General features: G+C 66.7%; 17 protein-coding genes. 3 read left to right on the forward strand and 14 right to left on the reverse strand.

Going from position 1 to position 21,927, the window contains the following annotated elements; translation table 11 throughout:
- Position 1: 1 nt before the first annotated feature.
- Positions 2-607, reverse strand: a complete 606-nt coding sequence (locus tag QGN17_RS10065) for a cell wall hydrolase (protein ID WP_281044342.1) — start codon at positions 605-607, stop codon at positions 2-4.
- Between the two features lie 90 nt (positions 608-697).
- A complete protein-coding gene (locus tag QGN17_RS10070; protein ID WP_313790156.1) occupies positions 698-3,088 on the reverse strand; it encodes a glycoside hydrolase family 127 protein in 2,391 nt (796 codons plus the stop codon).
- Between the two features lie 71 nt (positions 3,089-3,159).
- On the opposite strand from QGN17_RS10070, the gene QGN17_RS10075 reads away from it, so the two are divergent.
- Positions 3,160-4,923: a DUF885 domain-containing protein gene (locus QGN17_RS10075; RefSeq protein ID WP_390902654.1), complete on the forward strand. Its 1,764-nt coding sequence runs from the start codon at positions 3,160-3,162 to the stop codon at positions 4,921-4,923.
- A gap of 30 nt (positions 4,924-4,953) precedes the next feature.
- On the opposite strand, the gene QGN17_RS10080 is transcribed toward QGN17_RS10075, so the two are convergent.
- Together QGN17_RS10080 and QGN17_RS10085 are read right to left on the reverse strand one after the other, a co-directional pair.
- Positions 4,954-6,144 carry a M24 family metallopeptidase gene (locus QGN17_RS10080; RefSeq protein ID WP_281044343.1) on the reverse strand — a complete coding sequence of 397 codons (1,191 nt, stop codon included), beginning with the start codon at positions 6,142-6,144 and terminating at the stop codon, positions 4,954-4,956.
- A gap of 12 nt (positions 6,145-6,156) precedes the next feature.
- Positions 6,157-7,392, reverse strand: coding sequence for an NAD(P)/FAD-dependent oxidoreductase (locus QGN17_RS10085; protein ID WP_281044344.1), 1,236 nt, complete (start codon positions 7,390-7,392; stop codon positions 6,157-6,159).
- Positions 7,393-7,544: 152 nt separating this feature from the next.
- Here QGN17_RS10085 and QGN17_RS10090 point away from each other — a divergent pair, with 152 nt between their 5' ends.
- Positions 7,545-8,189 (forward strand): GntR family transcriptional regulator, encoded by a 645-nt coding sequence (locus QGN17_RS10090; protein ID WP_281044345.1) that lies wholly within the window; start codon positions 7,545-7,547, stop codon positions 8,187-8,189.
- A gap of 68 nt (positions 8,190-8,257) precedes the next feature.
- On the forward strand, positions 8,258-9,985 hold the full coding sequence (locus QGN17_RS10095) for a DUF885 domain-containing protein (protein WP_281044346.1): 1,728 nt from the start codon (positions 8,258-8,260) through the stop codon (positions 9,983-9,985).
- Here the strand turns inward: QGN17_RS10095 and QGN17_RS10100 are convergent.
- The 10 genes from QGN17_RS10100 to QGN17_RS10145 form a co-directional block, all read right to left on the reverse strand.
- Positions 9,982-11,394 carry an amino acid permease gene (locus QGN17_RS10100; RefSeq protein WP_281044347.1) on the reverse strand — a complete coding sequence of 471 codons (1,413 nt, stop codon included), beginning with the start codon at positions 11,392-11,394 and terminating at the stop codon, positions 9,982-9,984. The genes QGN17_RS10095 and QGN17_RS10100 overlap by 4 nt on opposite strands.
- 28 nt (positions 11,395-11,422) lie before the next feature.
- Positions 11,423-12,421: a 4-hydroxyproline epimerase gene (locus tag QGN17_RS10105; protein ID WP_281044348.1), complete on the reverse strand. Its 999-nt coding sequence runs from the start codon at positions 12,419-12,421 to the stop codon at positions 11,423-11,425.
- Positions 12,422-12,429: 8 nt separating this feature from the next.
- Positions 12,430-13,353, reverse strand: coding sequence for a dihydrodipicolinate synthase family protein (locus tag QGN17_RS10110; protein WP_281044349.1), 924 nt, complete (start codon positions 13,351-13,353; stop codon positions 12,430-12,432).
- Positions 13,354-13,489: 136 nt separating this feature from the next.
- Positions 13,490-14,242: an SDR family NAD(P)-dependent oxidoreductase gene (locus QGN17_RS10115; RefSeq protein ID WP_281044350.1), complete on the reverse strand. Its 753-nt coding sequence runs from the start codon at positions 14,240-14,242 to the stop codon at positions 13,490-13,492.
- 62 nt (positions 14,243-14,304) lie between these two features.
- Entirely contained in the window at positions 14,305-14,979 is a 675-nt protein-coding gene (locus QGN17_RS10120) for a TetR/AcrR family transcriptional regulator (protein WP_281044351.1), read from the reverse strand.
- Between the two features lie 153 nt (positions 14,980-15,132).
- The gene (locus QGN17_RS10125) at positions 15,133-17,325 is read right to left on the reverse strand and encodes a TonB-dependent receptor (RefSeq protein ID WP_281044352.1); all 2,193 of its coding nucleotides are present in this window, start codon (positions 17,323-17,325) and stop codon (positions 15,133-15,135) included.
- A 106-nt stretch (positions 17,326-17,431) separates the two neighbouring features.
- Positions 17,432-19,021 (reverse strand): AMP-binding protein, encoded by a 1,590-nt coding sequence (locus QGN17_RS10130; RefSeq protein WP_281044353.1) that lies wholly within the window; start codon positions 19,019-19,021, stop codon positions 17,432-17,434.
- Positions 19,018-19,845, reverse strand: coding sequence for an SDR family NAD(P)-dependent oxidoreductase (locus tag QGN17_RS10135; RefSeq protein ID WP_281044354.1), 828 nt, complete (start codon positions 19,843-19,845; stop codon positions 19,018-19,020). The genes QGN17_RS10130 and QGN17_RS10135 overlap by 4 nt, the downstream gene beginning before the upstream one ends.
- Positions 19,845-21,029 carry a lipid-transfer protein gene (locus QGN17_RS10140; RefSeq protein ID WP_281044355.1) on the reverse strand — a complete coding sequence of 395 codons (1,185 nt, stop codon included), beginning with the start codon at positions 21,027-21,029 and terminating at the stop codon, positions 19,845-19,847. The genes QGN17_RS10135 and QGN17_RS10140 overlap by 1 nt, the downstream gene beginning before the upstream one ends.
- A gap of 24 nt (positions 21,030-21,053) precedes the next feature.
- The gene (locus tag QGN17_RS10145) at positions 21,054-21,869 is read right to left on the reverse strand and encodes an alpha/beta fold hydrolase (protein ID WP_281044356.1); all 816 of its coding nucleotides are present in this window, start codon (positions 21,867-21,869) and stop codon (positions 21,054-21,056) included.
- Positions 21,870-21,927: the final 58 nt, after the last annotated feature.

Raw genomic sequence — 21,927 nt, forward strand, 5'->3', positions numbered from 1 at the left:
GTCAGCCGCGCTTCCCCGCGCCCTTGGGCCGGTAGAAGATGTGGGTGCGGATCTGCGCGATCTTGTCGAGCGATCCGATCCAGTAGGGCACCATCCAGTCGGCATGGTAGTGCGTCGCGCGGCCGACGGGGCGGAACACCCGCCCGGCCAGCGCGCGCTTCGCCGCGAGGCGCGCCGCCTCCCATCCCTGCCGCTCGGGCCGGCGCGTCTGCGATCCGTCGCAGGTGAAGGAGAATTGGCAGCCCGTTTGTAGCGCCGAACCCTGATAGACCACGCCGCAGACGGTGTGCGGATATTGCGCCAGCCGCACGCGGTTGAGCACCACCTGGATCACCGCCTGCTGCGCGCGCGGATCGCTCCCCGCCTCGTAAAGCGCGGCGGTAGCGAGGCACTGCACCGCCTGCTCGCGCGCCGCCGGCGTGCCGTGGAAGCGGAACGGCTCGGCCGGCTGCATCCGGTCCGTCACGAACGGAATACGCGCATTGTAGGCGCGCGCCTGCTCCATGGTGAGCGCGGGCTTGGACTGCGGCTTGGGCACGTCGCGTCGCGCCACCAGCCACGCCACGACCAGCACCACGGCGAACAGGCCGACGGCGATGTACGGCATGAGATCGACCGTCCTCTTGCGCCGATATCGCCTCCGCCTCGCCATCGTCGCCGCCTAGCGGCTCGGCGAGGCGGCGACAACGCGCGCGTGTCAGACGGTCGGCGTGTCCTTGGGCGTGAACAGCCGCACGCCGAACACCGGGCCGGCGGTGTGGCCGGCGTGCGGCTGGAAGCGGACCATCACGCTTGTCTTGCCGCGCGTCATCGCCTCGGGCACCGCATAGTCGATATCGACGAACTCGCCGGGCTTGATCGCCTCCAGCTCCTGCGTGGCGACCTTCTGGCCGTCGATCAGAATGTCGAAGACGCGCTTGCGCTCGTCGCCCCAATAGGTCGCCTCCAGCACCAGCGGACCGGGCTTCACGTTCATGCGGAACTGGAAGAAGCCACCGCTGCGCGCGTCGCGCCCCTGCCGCCCGCGATAGACCACGGGGTAGGAGATGTCGGAGGTCAGATCGTGATCGCGCTCGGGCTGCATCTCGCCCAGATGCATCACGTCTACCGAGCGCGCGGCGAGATCGGCGAGGCGCGCCTGCTCGGCGGCGAAGGCGACCTTCTCCTTCTCCCAGCCCGCATCGGTGAAGCGCTTGAAATAGACCGCGCTGCGACGTTGCCACGCCTTGTAGAAGGGGCCGAAGGTCATGTCCGCCGGGCGGCCGAGGCCCTGCGTCTGATAGACCGCTGGCCGCACGCCATCCGCATGGAAGCCGCCGAGGATGTCGCTGCCGACCAGCGCGGGCGCGGCGGCATTGGCGAGATCCTGGTCGGCGGGGCCGAGATCGGCGGCGAGCACCAGCGGGCCGCGCAGGATCGAGATCGTGTCGGGATCGTCGGGCGTCGACTCCGTCCGCAACTCCATCGGCAGCGTCATCGCCAGCACGTCGCCCGCCTGCCAGCGGCGGCGCACGATCGCGTACCCGGCAGCGCGCTCCGCCTCGACCGGCTTGCCGTTGACGGTGAGCGTCGCGGACTTCGCCCAGGCCGGCACGCGCATCGCGATCGCGAAGGCCCCTGCCCGCTTCAGTGTCGAAAGCGTGAGCCGCACCGCGCCGTCATAGGGATAGCCGGTGGCCAGCTCGACATCCGCGCCCTTGGCCGCCCAATGCGCGCGCGACGGAATGAACAGGTTCACCAGCAGAGTGTCCTTGCCCTGCCAGTAGATCGAATCGCCATGCTTGGCGTGGCTCTCCATCCCCGATCCGACGCAGCACCAGAAGTCGTTGACCGGCTCCGACCAGCCGCGCTTGATGCCCGACATCAGCGGGGTCATGTACGTGAACATCCCCGTCGACGGGTCCTGCGCCGCCAGCACATGGTTGAAGTGGGTGCGCTCGTAATAGTCGAACAGCGCGCCGTCCGGCTGCCAGCCGTAGAGATGCCGGGTCAGCTTGAGCATGTTGTAGCTGTTGCAATGCTCGCAGGTCTGCTCGGTCAGATGCTTGGAGATCGCATCGGGCGCGAAGAAATATTCGCGGTCGGCATTGCCGCCGATCACGTAGCTGTGGTGCTGCGTCACCGTCTCCCAGAAGAAGCGCGCCCCGTCGCCGGGCGCCTGCCGGCCGGTCAATTCGTGGATACGAGCAAGGCCGATCAGTTTGGGAATCTGGGTGTTGGCGTGGATATTGGGCAGGTCGTCCTGCCTCTTCTCCAGCGGATCGAGCACCTTGTTGTCGTGGATGCGTGTCGCCACCGTCATCCACTGGGCATCGCCGGTACGGGCGGAGAGCTCGGCATAGCTTTCGTTCAGGCCGCCATATTCGCATCCGAGCATCGTCTGCATCTGCTCGTCGGACAGCGAGGCGAACACGAGCTGGAAATAGCGGGCGAGGCCGATCGCCACCTGCAGTGCCTGCTGGTTGCCGCACAGCTCCTGCGCGTCGAGCAGGCCGGCGAAGGTCTTGTGGATGTTGTAGAGTGGGGACCAGGCACCATTGAGATCGAAGCCGCCCGAGCGGATGTCGCCCTTCATGATCTCGGGGAAGATTTCCTCGCCGTCGGCCAGCGAGCCGTCCTTGCGCTTGCGCTGGAGGCCGGCGACGTAGCCGGTGCCGCGCGCCTTCTGGCATTCGGCCAGATCGGCGACGATATAGTCGACGCGGCGCTTCGCCTCGGCATCGCCGGTCTGCGCGTAGATCAGCGACAGCGCGGAGAGGTAGTGGCCGAGTGTGTGGCCGGCGATCGTGTCGCCCTCCCAGCCGCCATAGACTTCACCCTTGGGTGCGAGGCCCGAATATTTGCGAAAATTGTGGAGCAGTCGGTCCGGCTCGAGGCTGAGCAGATATTTATGGTTGGCCTGCACCGCGTCGAGGAACGGCGACGGCAGCAGCCGCACGTCCTTGAGCGGCAGCGGCTCTGGATGTGCGGGAAGCAGGTTACTCGTGGCGTTCGCGGTCGCGGCCAGTGAGCGACCTGCCCAGCCGCCGGCCACGGCGACAAGGCCCGCGCCTGCCAGCATGCCCCGCCGCGTAGTCGCCATGATCATCCCACTCTCCTTGTCAGCTTGAAGGATACGTTATACGATCCTTGAAACGATGCAAGCGGGAGGCGCGGCGTATGCGTGGTTTCAAGGCGGGATATATGACGATGGTGGCGGTTTCAGCGATCATGACGGCGGGTGGTGCGATGGCGGCGGATACCGCCGAGGACGCGCGTTTCAAGGCGATCTACTCGGCCGAATGGACCTGGCGCGAGCACCAGCGCGCCGACGACGAGGATAGCGGCGACCGCATTTCCCCGCACCTTCCCGATGTCGGCCCGGCGGCACAAGCGGACCGGCTCAGGATGTGGACCGACGTGACGGCGAAGCTCGCTGCGATCGATCCCGCGAAGCTGTCAGCGGAGAACAAGGTCAATTTCGAGATCTACAAGGACCAGATCGCCACCCTGCTCACCGCCCAGCGCTATCGCGACTATGAGAAGCCGCTGAACGCCGACACCAGCTTCTGGGGCAATGTCGCTGGCACGGCCCGGCAGAGCTTCAAGACCGAGCAGGATTATCGCAACTATCTCTCGATGCTCGGCGAGATGCCGCGCTATTTCGATCAGCAGATCGCCAACATGAAGGCCGGCGAGGCGCGCGGCTTCACCCCGCCGAAGATCACGGTGGAGGGCCGCGACGCGACCGTCACCTCGATCACCGATCCCAAGACGGTGGAGGAGAATCCCTTCTACGCGCCCTTCGCCAAAATGCCGGCGACCATCCCTGCCGCGACGCAGGAGGAGCTGCGCGCGGCCGGCGCGGCGGCGATCCGCGACAAGGTGATCCCCGCACACAGGACGCTGCTCGCCTTCCTGCGCGACGAGTATATCCCCCACGCGAAGGTCGCGCTGGACGCTTACTCGCTGCCCGACGGCAAGGCTTACTATCAGAGCAAGATCAAGGAGTTCACCACCCTCGATCTCACGCCCGCCCAGATCCACCAGATCGGGCTGGACGAGGTCGCCAAGATCCACGCCGAGATGCTCGACGTGATGAAGGAGGTGAAGTTCCAGGGCGACCTGCCCGCCTTCCTCACCTTCCTGCGCACCGATCCGCGCTTCTACGCCAAGACGCCGGACGAGTTGCTCAAGGACGCCGCCTGGATCGCCAAGCGCTTCGACGGCAAGGCGAAGGACTGGTTCGGCCACCTGCCGCGCAGCCGCTTCGCGATCATCCCGGTGCCGGCCGACATCGCCCCCTTCTACACCGGTGGACGCGGCGGGCCGGGCGTCTATCTGGTCAACACCTACAACCTCCCCTCGCGGCCGCTCTATTCGCTGACCGCGCTGACCCTGCATGAAAGCGCGCCGGGCCACGCCTTCCAGATGCCGCTGGCCGCCGAGAACAAGGATCTGCCGCCCTTCCGTCAGAATACCTACATCTCGGCCTATGGCGAGGGCTGGGCGCTCTATTGCGAGAAGCTGGGCGTCGAGATGGGCATGTACGAGACGCCCTACGATCGCTTCGGGATGCTCAGCTATCAGATGTGGCGCGCGGCGCGACTGGTGGTGGACACCGGCATCCATTCGGAAGGCTGGAGCCGCGAGCAGGCGCAGAAATACCTCCACGATAACACAGCGCTCGCCGATCATGAGATCGAGACCGAGGTCGATCGCTACATCGCCTGGCCGGGCCAGGCGCTGAGCTATTATCTCGGCGAGAAGACCATCCTCGATGCGCGGGCAAAAGCGGAGAAGGCGCTCGGCCCCAAGTTCAACATCCGCGCCTTCCACGACACCGTGCTGCAGATGGGATCGGTGCCGATGCCGGTGCTCCAGGCCCGCATAGACCGCTTCATCGCGGAAGGCGGCAAGGGCCCATATCCGGACGAGGAGTGAGCCGTCGGGTCCTCCCCGCCAGGGGAGGACCTACCCCAGCCGGTCGATCGCGGGCTGCGGCTCGGTGAACCAGCGCGGGCCGGTGTCGGTCATGTAGAAATGGTCTTCCAGCCGCACGCCGAAGCGATCGGGCACCACGATCATCGGCTCGTTGGAAAAGCACATGCCGGTGTCGAGCGGGGTCCGGTCGCCGCGCACCAGATAGGCCGGCTCGTGGATCGAGAGGCCGATGCCGTGGCCGGTGCGGTGCGGCAGGCCGGGCAAGCGATAGTCCGGCCCAAGCCCCGATTTCTCCAGCACGACGCGCGCCGCCTGATCGACGCTCTCGCAGGGCGCACCGGGACGGGCGGCGGCGAAGGCGGCGGCCTGCGCCTCCTTCTCGACCTCCCAGATCGCGCGCGCCTCGTCCGATGGCGTGCCGAACGCATAGGTGCGGGTGATGTCGGAGTGGTAGCCCTCCACCGTGCAGCCCGTGTCGATCAGCACGAGATCGCCCTCCTCCAGCTCCTGCTCGCCGGGCAGGCCATGCGGGAAGGCGGTGGCGCTGCCGTACTGGACGATGCAGAAGCTCGATCCCGAAGCACCCAGCGCGCGATGCGCCTCGTCGATGAAGCGCTTGACCGTGCCGGTGGTAACGCCGGGCGCGAGGATGCTGGCGGCGCGGCGATGCACCTCCAGCGTCATGTCCTTGGCCTGCTGCATCAGCGCGATCTCGGCCGGAGACTTGCGCATCCGGCAGTCGTCGATCGCGGGCGCACCGTCGATCAGGGTGACGCCGCCCGCCGCCCGCCGCAGACGCTCGGCCATCTGGAAGGGGAAGGACGGATCGATCGCGACGGTGCGCGCGCCGATCGCTGCCAAGGCATCAGCGACGAGATCGTGGGGATTCTCGTCCTCCTCCCACAGCCGGATATCGACATCGATCGACAGGTCCGCCTGCAGCGATCCCAGCTCGAAGCGCGGGCAGACCATCACGGGTTCGCCCTTCACCGGCAGCAGCATCGCCACCAGCCGCTCGGTCGCGCCCCACGGCACGCCGGCGAAATAGCGCAGCGAGGTACCCGCATTGATCAGCAGCGCATCGGCACCCATGCGATCGGTGAAGGCACGGGCGCGCTCGATGCGCTGCAACCGCTCCGCACGGGTGATGGGAGGCGCCTTCTTCGCCCACGGCTTGAGGGCGGCCAGCACGTCCGCCGCATTCGATCCACCGATGCTCACGCTCTATCCTCTCTACTCGAACCGTCCGATGTCGAAGGCCGCGATGTCCACGGCCGGTCGCTCGTTCGTGGCCAGCGCGGCGACGATCTCCCCGGTCACGGCGGAGAGCGTCAGACCGAGATGCTGGTGCCCGAACGCATATAGCAGATTGCCTGAGCGCCGGCTCTTCCCAATCGCGGGCAGATAATCGGGCAAGGTCGGCCGCGATCCCATCCAGCGCGTGAAGGGCGGACGCATCGGCAGGCCGAGCGCTGCCACATGCGCCTCCAGCCGATCCCACTTGGCCGGATCGGGCGGTGCATCCGCATCGCCCGGCTCGACGAAGCTCGCCGCCTGCACGCAACCGGCATAGCGGGTGACGATCATCGATCGGTCTTCGAACACCACGGGCGGCATAGCGACTGGCCAGTCGGCATCGGCGGCGCGGATGTGGTAGCCGCGTTCCGCGACGATCGGCGCATGATGGCCGAGCGGGCGAAGCATGGCGCCCGAGCGGACGCCGGCGGTCAGCACGATCAGACCGGGATCGGGAACCGGCGCGCCGTCGATCAACAGCCCCGCTTCGCCTCCCCGTGCGACAAGTTGCGCCCTGCCGGCCATGGTCCGCCCGCCCGCGTCGCGGAGCGTCGCCTCCATCGCATCGGCGAGCATGGCAAGATCGGCGATCTGCCCGGTATCCGTGAAGCGGATCGCCCCGGCCGGCCGGATGCCGATGGACGCCAGCGCCTGCATCTCCTGCGCCGTCGCATCGCGGAAGCGCGCCGTGCCGGTGTCGGCTTTCGCCCATGCCGCCCGGCCGGCGCTCGCCGCCGCCGCCGTCGACCATGTGACGAAATGCCCGTCCTCACGCAGCAGGCTGTCGCCCGGCAGGATGGCCGCCAGCCGGCGCCATGCCGGCATCGCCTCACCGATGAGGCCGGAAAGCGCCGCCTTCCCTGCCGCGAACCTGTCCGGCGACGAAGCCCGCAGCAGGCGCAGCCCGAAGGGCAGCCAGTAGCGCCACTGCGCCGGCGGAAAGGCGAGCGCCCCGCCCCGCGAGAAGAGACGCCCCGGCACCGACCGGATTGCGGCGCGCGAGGCCAGCGGCTCGACCTGCTCGATCGCGATATGCCCGGCATTGCCCCATGATGCGGCCTGCCGACTGGAATCATCGCCGACCAGCGTGACGTCGATCCCGCGACGGGCCAGCGCCAACGCGCTCGCCAGCCCGATGATGCCGCCACCGATGATCGTCGCTCGCTTCGTCATATCCTGCCTTGATGTCGCTCCGCCGTTATCGTATACCTTATCTGTATTCAACGACTTTGGATGCGAAACGGGATGATTGTTTACGTTTTCGCGTTGCAGCACGCCCACCAAAAGCGGCAGAAGGGCTACCGTATACCGGAGCCCGTTTACGTATGAGCATCGTCGTCCGCACCCTGTCCGAGCAGATTTTCACCATCGTCCGCGAACAGATCGTATCGGGCAAGCTGCCCGTCGAGCAGGCGATCCGGCAGGATGCGCTGGCCAACGAGCTGGGCGTCTCCAAGATCCCCCTCCGTGAAGCGCTCGCGCGGCTCGAACAGGAAGGCCTGCTGATCAGCCAGGCCAATCGCGGCTTCTTCGTGCGCGCCATGTCGGCGGACGAGGCGGAGGAGGTGTTCGCGCTGCGCCTCGCGATCGAGCCGGATGCGGTGGCCACCGCCGCGCTCGCCGCGACCGACGAGGACCAGAGGATTGCCGCCGACGCGCTCGCCGCGCTGGACGAAGCGGCGGCCGGCCACCTGAACGACGTCGCCGCGCGCAACCGCGATTTCCACACCGCGCTCGTCCGCCCGGCGAACCGGCTGCTGACGCTCCAACTGGTCGAGCGCCTGCAGGTGATGTCCGAACGCTACGTCCACAAGCATCTCGAGCCGGCCGGCCGCGAGGACCGCGCGCATCTGGAGCACGAGGTGCTGCTGGAGGCATGGCTCGCCCGCGACGCCGCGCGCGCGCGCGGCCTCGCCGCCGCCCATATCGAGGGAACGCTCTCCGACCTGCGGCGGCAGCTCGGGCGGTGACGCGGCCCCTAACCGAGCCGCCCATGGGCTGATCGCACTGATCTGCCCCCGATACTGACGGAGACCTTATGCCGCTTGTGACCCCGCGGGCGCGTGCGCTCGCGCTCGCCTTGTCGTGCCTGCCGCTCCCCGCGATCGCGGCCACTCCGGTCGAGACGGTGGTGACGGATTACGAGGCCCTGTCGAAGCAGACCAGTGGCGACGACGGCCCCGGCTGGCCGGATGTCTCCAAGCCCGCCGCCGATGCCCGCGCCAAGGCCTATGCCGCGCTCAAGGCCCGCCTCGATGCACTGCCGCCCTCCCCCACCGGCGGCGAGGAGGCGCTGACCCGGCGGTTGCTCGACTGGCGGCTCGGCATCCAGATCGAGGGCGCGCACTGGGACGAGGATCGCATCCCGTTCGACAATGGCGACGGCTTCTTCAACACCGCCAATTATGCCGCCGCGACCACTGTGATCCGCAGCGAAGCGGATGCGCAGGCATGGATCGGCCGCATCCGGGCTTTCCCAGCCTATTACGACCAAGAGATCGCCAACATGAAGCGTGGCATCGCCACCGGCTTCGTGCAGCCCAGGCCGACCGCGCAATCGGTGGCGGCGATCCTGAAGATCGCGTCCGACCAGCCGGCCGAGGCCAGCCCGCTTCTGTCTCCGCTCAAGTCCCTGCCTTCCACCATTCCCGCCGATCGGCAGGCCGCCCTGCGCGCCGAGGCGCTGGCGGCGGTGAAGACGACCGTGAAGCCCGCGCAGACAAAGATGCTCGCCTTCTTCACAGACGAGTACGTCCCGCACGCCCGCGCCACGCTCGGCGCTTCCAGCCTGCCCGACGGGCGCGCTTATTACGCCTTCACGGTGCGGCGCTCGACCACCACCGACCTGACGCCCGACGCGATCTTCGCGCTCGGCGAAAAAGAGGTCGCGCTCATCCATGCCGAGATGGAGGCGCAGATGCGCGCCACCGGCTTCACCGGCACGCTGCCGGAATTTCTCGTCAAGCTGCGCACCGACAGGCAGTTCTACGCGCCTGACCTCGAGACCTACATCGAGAAAGCGAGCGAAATCGGCAAGCGGATCGACGGGCTGCTGCCGCTCTGGTTCGGCACCCTGCCCCGCTTGCCCTGGACGATCCGGGTGAAGCCGCCCGAGCTGGAGGGATCGTCCGGCGGCTACAATCTCGGCGATCCGGCCAAGGGCGTGGCGGGCGCGGTGGTGGTCGGCCGCAGCTCGTTCGGCGATCCGCTGTTCGGGCTACCGGCGTGGATCCTCCACGAAGGCGTGCCGGGTCATCACCTCCAGATCGCGCTGGGTCAGGAGCGAACCGACCTCCCCGCCTTCCGCCGCCGTGACGAGCCGACCGCCTTCGTCGAGGGATGGGCGCTCTATTCGGAGCAGCTCGGCGAGGAGATGGGCGTCTACCGCACTCCCTACGAGCGCTTCGGTCGCCTCTCCTTCGACATGTGGCGCGCCTGTCGCCTCATGATGGACGTCGGCATCCACTGGAAGGGCTGGAGTGCCGATCAGGCGATGCGCTGCCTGCAGGACAATACCGCGCTGCCCGATCGCGTGGTGAAGGGCGAGACGCAGCGCTACATCGCCTGGCCGGCGCAGGCGCTCGCCTACAAGGTCGGCGAGCTCGGCCTCCTCGCCGAGCGCAAGCGGACCGAGCAGGCGCTGGGCACCCGCTTCGACATCCGCGCTTTCCACGACGCGGTGCTGGACGATGGGCCGATGCCGCTCTCGATCCTCCACGACCAGATGACGCGGTGGATCGAGGCGAAGGGTGGCGAGGCGCGTTAGGCGGCCTTGCGGAGCAGGCTGCGCGATCGCCCGTAGGCCGCATAGGCGGCCAGCCCGATCAGGTTCCAGATCAGGAAGCGCACCAGCGTCTTTTCGGGCAGCGAGAAGAGCAGGTAGATGCAGCCCAGCACCGCGAAGGTGCCGACCACATAGGGCGCCGGGCAGCGGAAGATGCGCGCGATGTCCGGCGCGCGGCGGCGCAGGATCATCATGCACAGGCCCACCGCGATGAAGGCGATCAGCGTGCCGGCATTGGCCAGCTCGGCGATCTCGCTGACGTTGAAGAAGGCCGCGATCACCGAGACGAACACGCCGGTGATGCCCGTCACCAGCACCGGCGAGCCGGTCCGCTTCGAGACCTTCGACAGAACACCTGGCAGCAGGCCATCCCGCGCCATCACGAAGAAGATGCGGCTCTGCCCGTACATCATCACGAGAATGACCGAAGGCAGCGCCACCAGCGCCGCGCCGGCCACCAGCCAGGATACGACCGGATGGCCGAGCAGGCGCAGCACCAGCGCCAGCGGCTCGGGTGATCCGGCGAGCATCGTGTAGGAGAGCGCCCCTACCGCCGTCAGTGCGACGAGGATGTAGATGGTGGTGGATACGGCCATCGATCCGATGATGCCGATCTTCAGGTCGCGCCCCGGATTGCGCGCCTCCTCCGCCGATGTCGCCACCGCGTCGAAGCCATAGAAGGCGAAGAAGACGATCGCGGCGGCCGCCATCACCCCACGCTTCTCGCCACCCTGCATCGATCCGCCGAAGCCGTAGGGCATGAACGGATGGAGGTGTGCCGGATCGAAGGCGGGCGCGGCGAAGATGACGAACACGGCGAGCGCGACCAGCTTGATGATCACCAGCACGATGTTCAGCGTCGCGCTCTCGCGCGTGCCGGCCATCAGCATCGCGGCGATGATCATCGAGACCAGCACCGCCGGCAGATTGATGATGCCGCCATCATGCGGGCCGACGAGCAGCCAGTGCGGTAGATGGACGTCGGCGGATTCGATCAGGCCGACGAGATAGCCCGACCAGCCCACCGCCACGCCCGAACAGGCGAGCGTATATTCGAGGATGAGGCTCCACCCCACCACCCAGGCGAGCGTCTCGCCCATCACCGAATAGGTGTAGGTGTAGGCGCTGCCGGCGGTCGGGATCATCGTCGCCAGTTCGGCATAGGCGAGCGCCGCACACGCGCAGACCGCGCCGGCGATGGCGAAGGCGAGGATCACCGCCGGCCCGGCGCGGTCGGCGCCGACGCCGGTCAGCGTGTAGATGCCGGTGCCGACGATCGCGCCGACACCCAGCGCGATCAGGTGCGGCCAAGAGAGCGTCGGCTTCAGGCGGTGGGCGGCATCCGGGTCGGCGCTGCGTTCGATCGGCTTCACCGGACCCAGAAAACTCATCCACCCACCCTTTTACCGTTGTTGATTGTCAGACGACCGAGAAGCCCGCCCAGAAGGGATCTTCGCGGTCGATCCAGATCGTGTTGAAGCCGGTCGCGATCGCCGATCCCTCGATCGAGGGGATGATGCCCGGCACGCCGCCAATGTCCACCGCCTCCTCGACGCGGCCGATGAAGCGGCTGCCGATATAGCTTTCGTGGACGAAGCGGTCGCCGACCTTCAGCTTGCCCTTGTGCACCAGATGCGCGAGCCGCGCCGAGGTGCCGGTGCCGCACGGGCTGCGATCGATCGCACGCTCGCCGTAGAAGACGGCGTTGCGGCCGTCCGCGCCCTCGCCCCTGGGCTTGTCCGCCCACAGCACATGGGTGACGCCCCGGATGCGATCGTCGAGCGGATGCACCGGCTCGATGGCCTGCTGCATCAGCGTGCGGACGGTACGGCTCAACTCGACAATGCGCGACGCGCCGAGATCGTCGAGGCCGGTATACGGTCCCTGCGGCTCGACGATGGCGTAGTAATTGCCGCCGTAGGAGACATCGACGCTGAGCGGGCCGAAGCCCGGTACGTCGATCTCCACGCCCGTCGCCGCGACATAGGCCGGCACGTTGCGGATGCGCACCCAGCGGATGCGGCTCCCCTCGGCTCCATATTCGATGTCGATGATGCCGGCCGGCACCTCGATGCGCAGCCTGCCCGGTTCGCGCGGGGTGATCAGGCCGTGTTCCAGCCCGAACGTCACCATGCCAATCGTGCCGTGGCCGCACATCGGCAGGCAGCCCGACGTCTCGATGAAGAGGATGCCGCAATCGGCGTCCTCGCGGGTCGGCGGATAGAGGAATCCGCCCGACATCATGTCGTGCCCGCGCGGCTCGAAGCAGAGGCCCGTGCGGATCCAGTCGAAACGGGCCAGGAAATCCTGGCGCCGCTCGATCATGTTCGCCCCCTTGAGCAAGGGCGCGCCACCGACCACGAGACGGACGGGATTGCCCGCCGTATGGCCGTCTATGCAGAAGAAATGGTGGCGCATGGCCCTCCTCAGGCGGCCTTCGCGGCCTGTTTGCTCGGCTGCGTCGCCGCCGCCTCTTCCACCCAGCGGATCACGTCGGCACGACGCTGGCCGGTGAGCGGCAGGCGCGGCATACGGACACGCTCGCTGCCCCGGCCCATGATCTGCTCGGCGAGCTTGATCGACTGGACCAGATCATGCTCGGCATCAAGGTGCAGCAGCGGCATGAACCAGCGGTAGATGGCGCGCGCCTCTTCCCATTTGCCCTCCTCGAACGCCTGGACGAGCCGGACGGATTCGGCCGGGAAGGCGCTGGTGAGGCCCGAGACCCAGCCCGACGCGCCGAGCGCCAGACCCTCGAGCGCCACGTCGTCGAGGCCCGCCATCACGTCGTAGCGATCGCCGAAGCGGTTGATGATGTCCGTAAAGCGGCGCGGATCGGGCGCGCTTTCCTTCACCGCGACGATGTTCTTCACATCGGACAGCCCCTCCAGCGTCTCGAAATCGACGCTGACGCGATAGGCTGGAGGATTGTTGTAGAGCATGATCGGCAGCGAGGTCGCCTCCGCCACCGCGCGGAAATGCGCCTGCAGCTCGTTCACGGTCGGCACGTAGACCATCGCGGGGAGCAGCATCAGCGCGTCGACGCCGATCTTCTCGGCATCCTTCGCATATTGGATGGCGCGCGCCGTGGTCAGTTCGGAAACACCCGCGACCAGCGGCACCCGGCCGCCCACCGCCTCGACCGCGCCGGTGAGCACCGAACGCTTTTCGTCAGGCTCCAGCGAGTTGTTCTCGCCGCAGGTGCCGAGCAGGATCAGGCCGTCTACGCCGTCATCGACGAGTGCCGTCTGAACCTTCTGGGTGGCGTCGAGATCGATCGAGAAATCGTCCGCGAACTGGGTGGTTGCGGCGGGATAGACGCCCGTCCAGAGCGCCCGCTTACCGGTCATGAGATGCAGTCCTCCGTGCTTTCTCCATTTTCGTATACGGTATCCGCGATCTCCGCAAGCCGCTTTTGTGCGACTGCGATAGACCGAGGTCGGTATATGAAACGAAGGGACCTTCCCTCCGCCGAGGCGATTCACCTCAGCTCTCGCGCGCCACCTGGAAGCCGGCGAAGGATTGACGCACGGGCATGATCTCCAGCCGGTTGACGTTGAGATGCGGCGGTAGCTCCGCGACCCAGAGAAGCATGTTCGCGATGTCTTCCCCCGTCATCGGCTGGGCGCCCTGATAGAGCGCATCGGACGCCCCCTGGTCGCCGCCGGTGCGGATCAGGGTGAACTCGGTTTCGGCCATGCCCGGCTCGATCGAGGTGACCCGCACCCCGGTACCGTGCAGATCGGACCGCAGACCGAGCGAGAATTGCGAGACGAACGCCTTGCTGCCGCCATAGACGTTGCCGCCCGTATAGGGATAGGTCGCCGCGACAGAGGACAGGTTGATCACGGCGCCCTTCCGCGCGATCAGCGCGGGCAGCAGCTTGTGGGTCAGCGACACCAGGGCGGTGACGTTGGTGTCGATCATCGTCTTCCACTGCGCGAGATCGGCCTGCTGCGCGGGCTTGGTGCCGAGCGCGAGACCGGCATTGTTGATCAGCAGATCGATCCCGGCAAAAGCATCGGGTAGCGCATCGATCGCGGCGTCGCGCGACACGTCGTCGCGCACGTCGAAGGCTGCGGGATGCACCTTGTCCGCGCCGAGCGCGGAGACCAGCGCGTCCAGCCGTTCGGCGCGGCGGCCGGTCGCGACCACCTTCCAGCCGGCCCCCGCGAAGGCGTGGACGGCGGCCTCGCCGAAGCCCGATGTGGCACCGGTGATGAAAACGGTCTTGCTCATACAGAGTCTCCTGTCGCGATCGGCGCAGGGCTTAGCGGCGCCGCCCGCCGGGCGGAACCCCGTCATTCGCCCCGGCAGATTTCCAGAAAGCCGGCCGCCATGAAGCGCGCCATGTGCGCCTTGATGGCGGCGAAATCCTCCGACTTGCACAGGCCGCCGGACAGCGCGTCGATCCGCCCCGTCCGCGCCAGCGACAGGACGAGGCCACCCGTCACGAAGTGATAGCCCCAGAAGATCTTCTCGTCGGGGCAGCCGGGCAGCGCCTTGCGCAGCAGGCCGATCAGCTTCAGCACGACAGGATCGAAATGCGTGTCGAACAGCTGCGCCCCCCATTCCGGGGTCATCGCCACCTGCGCACCGAGCGTCGCATAGTTGCGCCAGCCTTCCCCGCCGTTGATGTAGAGATCGAGATCGGTGTCGAGATAGGCGTGCAGCGCGCCCTCGACGGTCGGCTGGCCACCGCAGGCCTGCTCGTAGGCATCGAGCGCCGCCATGCGCAGATCGGCGGTCACCGCCGCCCGACGGGCGAACACCGCGTCGAAGATCGCTTTCTTGTCGTCGAAATAATAATGCAGCAGCGACGTATGCATGTCCGCCTGCCGCGCGATGTCCTTCAGGGTCACCCCGTGAAGGCCATGCCGGGAGAAGAGATATTCGGCGGCGTCCAGTATCTGCTCGAGCGTTTCCGCCCGCTGTTGCGCCTTGGTGCGGCGTTCCCGCCTCAGCCCCGTCGTCATGCCTGCATCACCATTCGTGCCCGTCCCCGGCTTGCGCCTTACGCCGCCCCGGAATCCGTCCCTCAATGGCCTTTGTTTTCTCTTTCAACAAGATGTCACGCCGCTATCCGCGCAGCGGGCAGGCCCCCACATCCCACCCGCCACGCGAACCCATCAGAAGCTGCGGCTGATCCGGATGCCATATTGCCGCGGCGGCCCCGCGATACGACGCGGCAGATTGAGCGCCGCGACGTAATGCTGGTTGGTCAGGTTGGTCGCATAGCCCGCGGCCGACCAGGGGCCGGAGGCCAGCGTCAGTTGGGCGTTGACGAGATTGCGGGTCGAGAGCCGGTCGCCGAGCGGCGCATCCTCGAACAAGGTCGCCCATGTGCCGGAGGTGTGCGAGAAATCCATGCGCGGCGTCAGCGTCATGCGATCGTTGAGCGGGATCTCATATTGCGCGCCGGTGCTGAGCGTGAATTTGGGTGCGTAGGTGGCGGCCCGCCCACCCAGGTCGATACATCCGGTCGCGGACGCCGGCCCCGTCGTGGGATCACAGGTTCCGGAATGGGCCAGACGCGGATCGAACGCATAGAAGGTGCCGACCTTCGTGTGGGAAACCGAAGCCGCGAAATCGAGCCCAAAGTGACCGAAGCTCCCCTGCGCGGAAAATTCGGCGCCGTAGATGTGCGTCGGTTTGCCGACATTCGTGATCGAATTGAACAAGGGCGTGTTCGGATCGACGATGGTGATCTGGAAATTCTTGTAGCGGTTGTAATAGCCGCCGAGCTGGGTGCGCAGATGGCCATCCAGCAGTGTCGCCTTCCAGCCGATCTCGAAGTCGGTCACATCCTCGGGCTTGAACGGCTTGGGCGGCACTCCGTAAAGATTGACGCTGTTCAGGCCGCCGGCCTTCGTGCCCGTCGCCGCGAAGGCATACAGGAAGTTGTGCGGGTTGAGTGTCCAGTTGAGCGCCAGCTTGCCGTTCACCTTGTGATAGGCGACGAAATCGTGCTGCGGCAGCGCCAGCCCGAGCTGCGGGCTGCTGACCACCGCATCGTTGCGCGAGGTGGTGCGCGACCAGCGACCGCCCAGCGTGACCTGCAAGGCATCGGTCAGCTGGTAGCCAAGCTGGCCGAAGGCGGCGATCGCGGTCTTCGGATTGGTGCCGACGATGACGGTATCATAGGGAATGGGCAGCGACGCCGAGAGCGGCTGGCGGAGTACGTAGCCACCACCATCGGGAATGGTGATCTTGTCGTTCTGGTAATAGCCACCGAGCAGCCAGGTGAAACGTCCGGTGCTCGGCGAAATGATGTTGACCTCCTGCGACCAGATCCGCTCGCTGATCTTGTCGGCAAGCGTGGAGATGCCGGTGCTGGTGCCGTCATAATCGTAATTGGTCTGCACCGTTCCTTTCTGGAAGCCGCTGATCGAACGCAGCACCACGCCGCCGTCGGTGGTGTAGGAAATGTTCGCGACGATCCGGCCGAACTCGTCGCGGCCGTTCAGATAGGCGTTGCTGGTGATGTGAAAGAGGTCCGTACCGGCGGGGCGCTGGGTCGGATCGGCGGGATCGCCGGGATAGCCGCCCTGCTCGACATTGCTGTAGTCGCCCTTCACCAACACGCGCAGCTGGGAGGTCGGCTGCCACAAAAGGCTGGCGCGTCCGCTGTAGGAGCGCAGGTTGCCGGGGTTGCCCGTCCACGGCCCGGTGATGTGGTAGAAGGTGTCGCGGCGCTCGTCGCTGGTGGCGACCCGCAGGGCCAGGGTGTCGCTGACCGGCAGGTTCAGCGCGCCCTCGAACTTCATGTCGTTGTAATTGCCGTATTGGGCGGTTGCGTAGCCGCCGATCTTGTCGAGCGTCGGATTGGCTTCGGTGATGAAGATCGCACCGCCGGTGGCATTGCCGCCCGCGAACGTGCCCTGCGGCCCGCGCAGCACCTCGACGCTGGCGAGATCGTAATAAGGCTCGCTCTGGAAATAGCCCGGAAAGGTGGCGACGCCATCGCGATAGGTAACCACGCCGCTCTGGAAAGCACTGCCGCGCTCGGTCTGGCCGATACCGCGAATGTTGACGGTATTGCCCTGCCCCGAATTGGCGACCGTCATTGATGGCGTGGCGAACTGCAGCTGGTCGATCGTCCTTACGCTCTTGTTCACGAGATCCTGACTGGTGAGCACGGTCGCGGCGACGGAGGTCCGCTGCAGGTTGGTCGCCCGCCGCTCGGCGGTGACGACGATCTCGGTTGTGGCCTGCGGATCGGCCGACGTCCGTGCGGCCGCGGTGGGAGCCGCCTGCGCGAACGCCGCGCCCGCGTAGGCCAGCGCTACGCCCGATACACCGATCCTGATGATCGCCTTCATGAAACTCTCCCCTCCTTCGCCCGCAGTCGTGTGCGGTACGGTTGAAATCAAAATACTGATTCGAAAATCAGCGTCAACATTTATTGATCCAAAAATAAATATTGTGTCAGGCGAATTGTCGTCGCAGCTCCTGCTTGTCGATCTTGCCCGTCAGCGCGAGCGGCATCCGCTCCACCCGCACGATCTCATCGGGCATCCACCAGCGCGGCACCCGGCCGGTGAGCGACCGGACGACATCCTCGTCCGAAACCGTCTGGCCGACACGCGGCTCGATCACCACGATCGGCCGCTCGGTCCATTTGGGGTGTGGGCGGCCGACCACCGCGACGAGCCCGACCGCCGGCAACGCGCCGACGATCGCTTCCATGGCGCCCGGATTGATCCATTCGCCGCCTGACTTGATCAGATCCTTCGAGCGGCCGGTGATGGCGAGATTCCCGTCCGCGTCGATGGCCGCAAGGTCGCCGGTGTCGAACCAGCCTTCGACATCGGTGACGGCCGCATCCTGCCCCAGATACCGATCGACCACGCTAGCGCCGCGAACGTGGAGGTGCCCCTCGCCGTCGCGCTGATCCGCCAGCGGAACGCCATCGGCATCCGTCAGCCTCAGATCGACGCCCACAGGCGGGCGGCCCGACAGGCGCGAGTTGCGCACCTCGGCGCTGGCCGGGGTCACCGTGCCGAGCGGCGACAATTCGGTCATTCCCCAGCTCGTCTGGCACCGAACCCCAAGCCGCTGCTCGATCCGGTCCATCAGCGCCTGCGGGATCGAGGAGCCGCCCAGCACGACGCGACGGAGCGACGGCAGCACCCCTCCGGTCGCATCGAGATGGTCGATCAGGCCGAGCCACACGGTCGGCACGCCGACCGCCACCGTCACGCCCTCCGCCTCGATCAGCGCGGCGAGGCTGGCGCCATCATTGTGCCGCCCCGGCAGCACGAAGCGCGCGCCGACGCCCGGCACCGCATAAGGCAGACCCCAGGCATTGGCATGGAACATCGGCACGGCCGCCAGCACCACATCGGCGCTGCCGATGCCCAGCACATCCGTCTGCAGCAGGGTCAGCGTCATCAGGTAGATCGAGCGGTGCGTGTAGGCGACGCCCTTGGGCGCGCCCGTGGTGCCGGACGTGAAACAGAGGCCGGATTCGGTTTTTTCGGAGAAACCGCCCCACTCCGCCTGCGCCCCCGAAGCTGCTCGCAGATCGGGTTGGCGCCATGGCTTGATCCGGCCACAATCGGGCAGCGCCCATGTCGCGGCCCCCGGCTCGTCGAGAATGACCACATGCTCGATGCACGGGCAATGCGCGACCAGTGCCGTAACCAGCGCCGCCTGGTCGGGGCTGGCGATCAGGATACGATCATGCGCCTGCCGTACCATCTCGGCCAGCTGATCGACCCCGATACGCGGATTGAGCGTGTGGCACGACACGCCGATACCGACCGCGGCATACCAGCATTCCATATGGGCTTGGCTGTTCCAGGCAAGCGTCGCGATCCGGTCGCCCCGCTTCAGCCCGAGCGCGAGGAATGCACCCGACAGGCGGTTGCTCCGCTCGCGCAGCGTCCGGTAATCGATGCGCTCGGCGGCGACGTCCGGGCCGCCACCGGTCACCACCTCGGCGCCATCGTGCCATTTCGCGGCGTGATCGAGGAAGTTGCCGAGCAGCAACTCGTATCCGTGCAACCCCGTCATGCCCCGATCCCGCCGGAAGCGAGGATCACCTCGCCGCTGATGTAATCGCTCTCCGGAATACAGAAGATGTAAATCGCGCCCGCTGCTTCTTCCGGACTCGCGCCACGACCCAGCGGGATCATCTGGGCGGCCGCCTCACGCGTCCCCGCCGGCACCCCCAATTGCACCTCCTTGCCGCCGATCGTCGCGCGGGTATCGGGTTCGCCGGTCGTCGCCGTCAGCCGCGTTTCGACGAGGCCGAAGCCGACGCAGTTCACGCAGACCTTCAGCCGCCCCCATTCCTTCGCGAGCGTCTTGGTCATGCCTACCAAGGCTGTTTTCGCCGCAGCATAATTCACCTGCCCCGCATTTCCGTGCAGGCCCGAGATGGACGAGATATTGACCACCTTGCGGATCACCTCACGGCCTTCGGCCGCTTCCTGCTTGGCCATGATGCGGATCGGCTCGGCCGCCGCGCGCAGGATGCGGAACGGCGCCATGACGTGGACGTCCAGCATCGCCTGAAACTGCTCGTCGGCCATCTTGTGGATCACGCCATCGCGCGTGTAGCCGGCATTGTTGACGATGATGTCGAGCCCACCGAATGCATCGGTGGCGGCACGCACGAAACGCTCGCCGAAATCCGGCTCTGTCACGTCGCCAATGCAGGCGATGGCTCGCCCACCCGCTGCATCGATCTCGGCGACCACGGCATCGGCGGTGCGTTCGTCGAGGTCGTTGACCACGACGCTCGCGCCCTCCGACGCCAGCTTGAGCGCCAGCGCCCGGCCGATGCCGCGCCCCGATCCGGAGACGATCGCGACCTTGCCCGTGAGCTTCGCCATCACGCCGCCTTGCCGTAAAGGGTGACGACGCATGCGCCGCCCAGCCCGAGATTATGCTGCAGTCCGAAACGCGCACCCTCGACCTGCCGCCGGTCCGCAGTGCCGCGAAGTTGGTGGGTGAGTTCGTAGCATTGAGCAAGACCGGTCGCACCAAGCGGATGCCCCTTGGAGAGCAGGCCGCCCGAAGGATTGGTGACGTGCCGCCCGCCGTAGCTGTTGCCACCGTCACGGATGAAGGCTTCGGCCCCACCCTCCGGGCACAGGCCAAGCCCCTCGTAGGTGATCAGCTCGTTTGCGGTGAAGCAGTCGTGCAGTTCCACGACAGGGATCTCGTCCGGCCCGATTCCTGCCGCGTCGTAGACCTGGCGCGCCGCGCGCTGCGTCATCTCGTAGCCGACGACGCTCATCATCGATTGCCCGGCAAAGGTTTCGGCATAATCGGTCGTCATCGCCTGCGCGACGATCTCGACCGACGCATCGAGTCCATGCTGCGCAGCAAATTTCGGCGACACCAGCACGGCGGCGGCCGCGCCGCAGGTCGGCGGACAGGCCTGGAAACGCGTGAGCGGGCCGTAGAGACGCTTCGATTCCATCACCTCGTCCAGCGTGATCGGCGCGCGGAACAGCGCCAGCGGGTTGTTCGCGGCATGTGCCCTCGCTTTCACCGCGATCATCCCGAACACCGCGTCTCCGGTGCCATGACGCTGCTGGTAATCGAGACCCGCGCCACCGAATTGCTGCGCGACAAGCGGTGCCGTGTCGTCGTGGCCGAGCAACTGCTCCTGCTTGGAGAGGTGATGGTCGAGCGTCCGCTTGCGATCGTTGAACACCGCGCCGAGCGCACCCGGCGACATCTGTTCGAAGCCGACCGCCAGCACGCAGTCCACAGCACCCGCCTCGATCATCTGACGCGCGAGGTAGAGCGCGGTCGATCCGGTCGAGCAATTGTTGTTGACGTTGACGATCGGAATACCGGTACATCCCACGCGGTAGATCGCCGACTGCCCGGCCGTGGAATCCGCATAGACGTAACCGGCATAGGCCTGCTGGATCTGCTTATAGCCGACGCCTGCATCGGAAAGAGCGAGGCGGATGGCCTTCTCCGCCATCACGTCCCAGTCCTCGCTCTGGCCAGGCTTGGCGAAGGGGATCATGCCGACCCCGGCGATGCGCGCTTTCGGCATCGAAATCTCCTGCTGAAAAATGGATTAGGCGGCCGCGCTCTGCTGCGCGTCGATCCGCTCGACGAAATCGATGAAGTCGTGGTTGGACTTGCCACCGCTCGCGACGAGGAAATTGTGCCCGGCGCCCGGATAGACCACCAGTTCGCTGTGCGGCACGATCTCGTGCAGTTCGCGGCCGTATTTCACGTCGACCAGCGGATCCTCATCGCCGTGCAGGACGAGAACGGGCATGGTCAGCCGCGCCCGCGCCCGTTCGCGCGTCGTGGTGTAGCGGGTCATGGCGAGGTTCTGCTCGCGCACGCCCTTCATCGTGAAGCGGTCCTTCGCCAGCATCGCCATGTCGTGCAGCGCCGCATCGCGCGGCGCGGCTGAACCATAGACTTCCGGCTTCGCATTCCTGCGCAGCATCCAGCGCACCAGCCAGCGCGGCAGGCGATAGATCCAGGGTGCACGCTGCTTGCCGTGGCCCGCACGCGTCTGCTTGAGCATCGTGCAGCCGAGCGTCACCGACAGGCAGCGATCGGGATGGGCCATGCCGAACTCGCCGGCGATGCCGCCGCCCATCGACACACCGTAGATGTGCGCCTTCGCCTCGCCGGCCGCATCGAGCACAGCCAGCGCATCGGCGGTCATCTGCTCGATAGTGACGTCGCCGGTGGTATCACTCTGGCCAGTGCCCCGATTGTCAAAAGTGATGACGCGGTGGTTCTTCGCCAACTCGGGCAGCAGCGGATACCACATCGCCGAGCTGTAGAGATGGCCCATGATCAGGAGGACGGGCGTACCCTTTCCCTCCGACCGCCAATGGATCCTCGCATTTCCGCTTTGCACGAACGGCATCGCCCTCACCCATCCATCATTCTCGTTATGGGCATTGATTCATCACACCTTGACTTTC

Origin of the sequence: Sphingomonas oryzagri (genome assembly GCF_029906645.1) — a bacterium.
GTDB classification, from domain to species: domain Bacteria; phylum Pseudomonadota; class Alphaproteobacteria; order Sphingomonadales; family Sphingomonadaceae; genus Solisphingomonas; species Solisphingomonas oryzagri.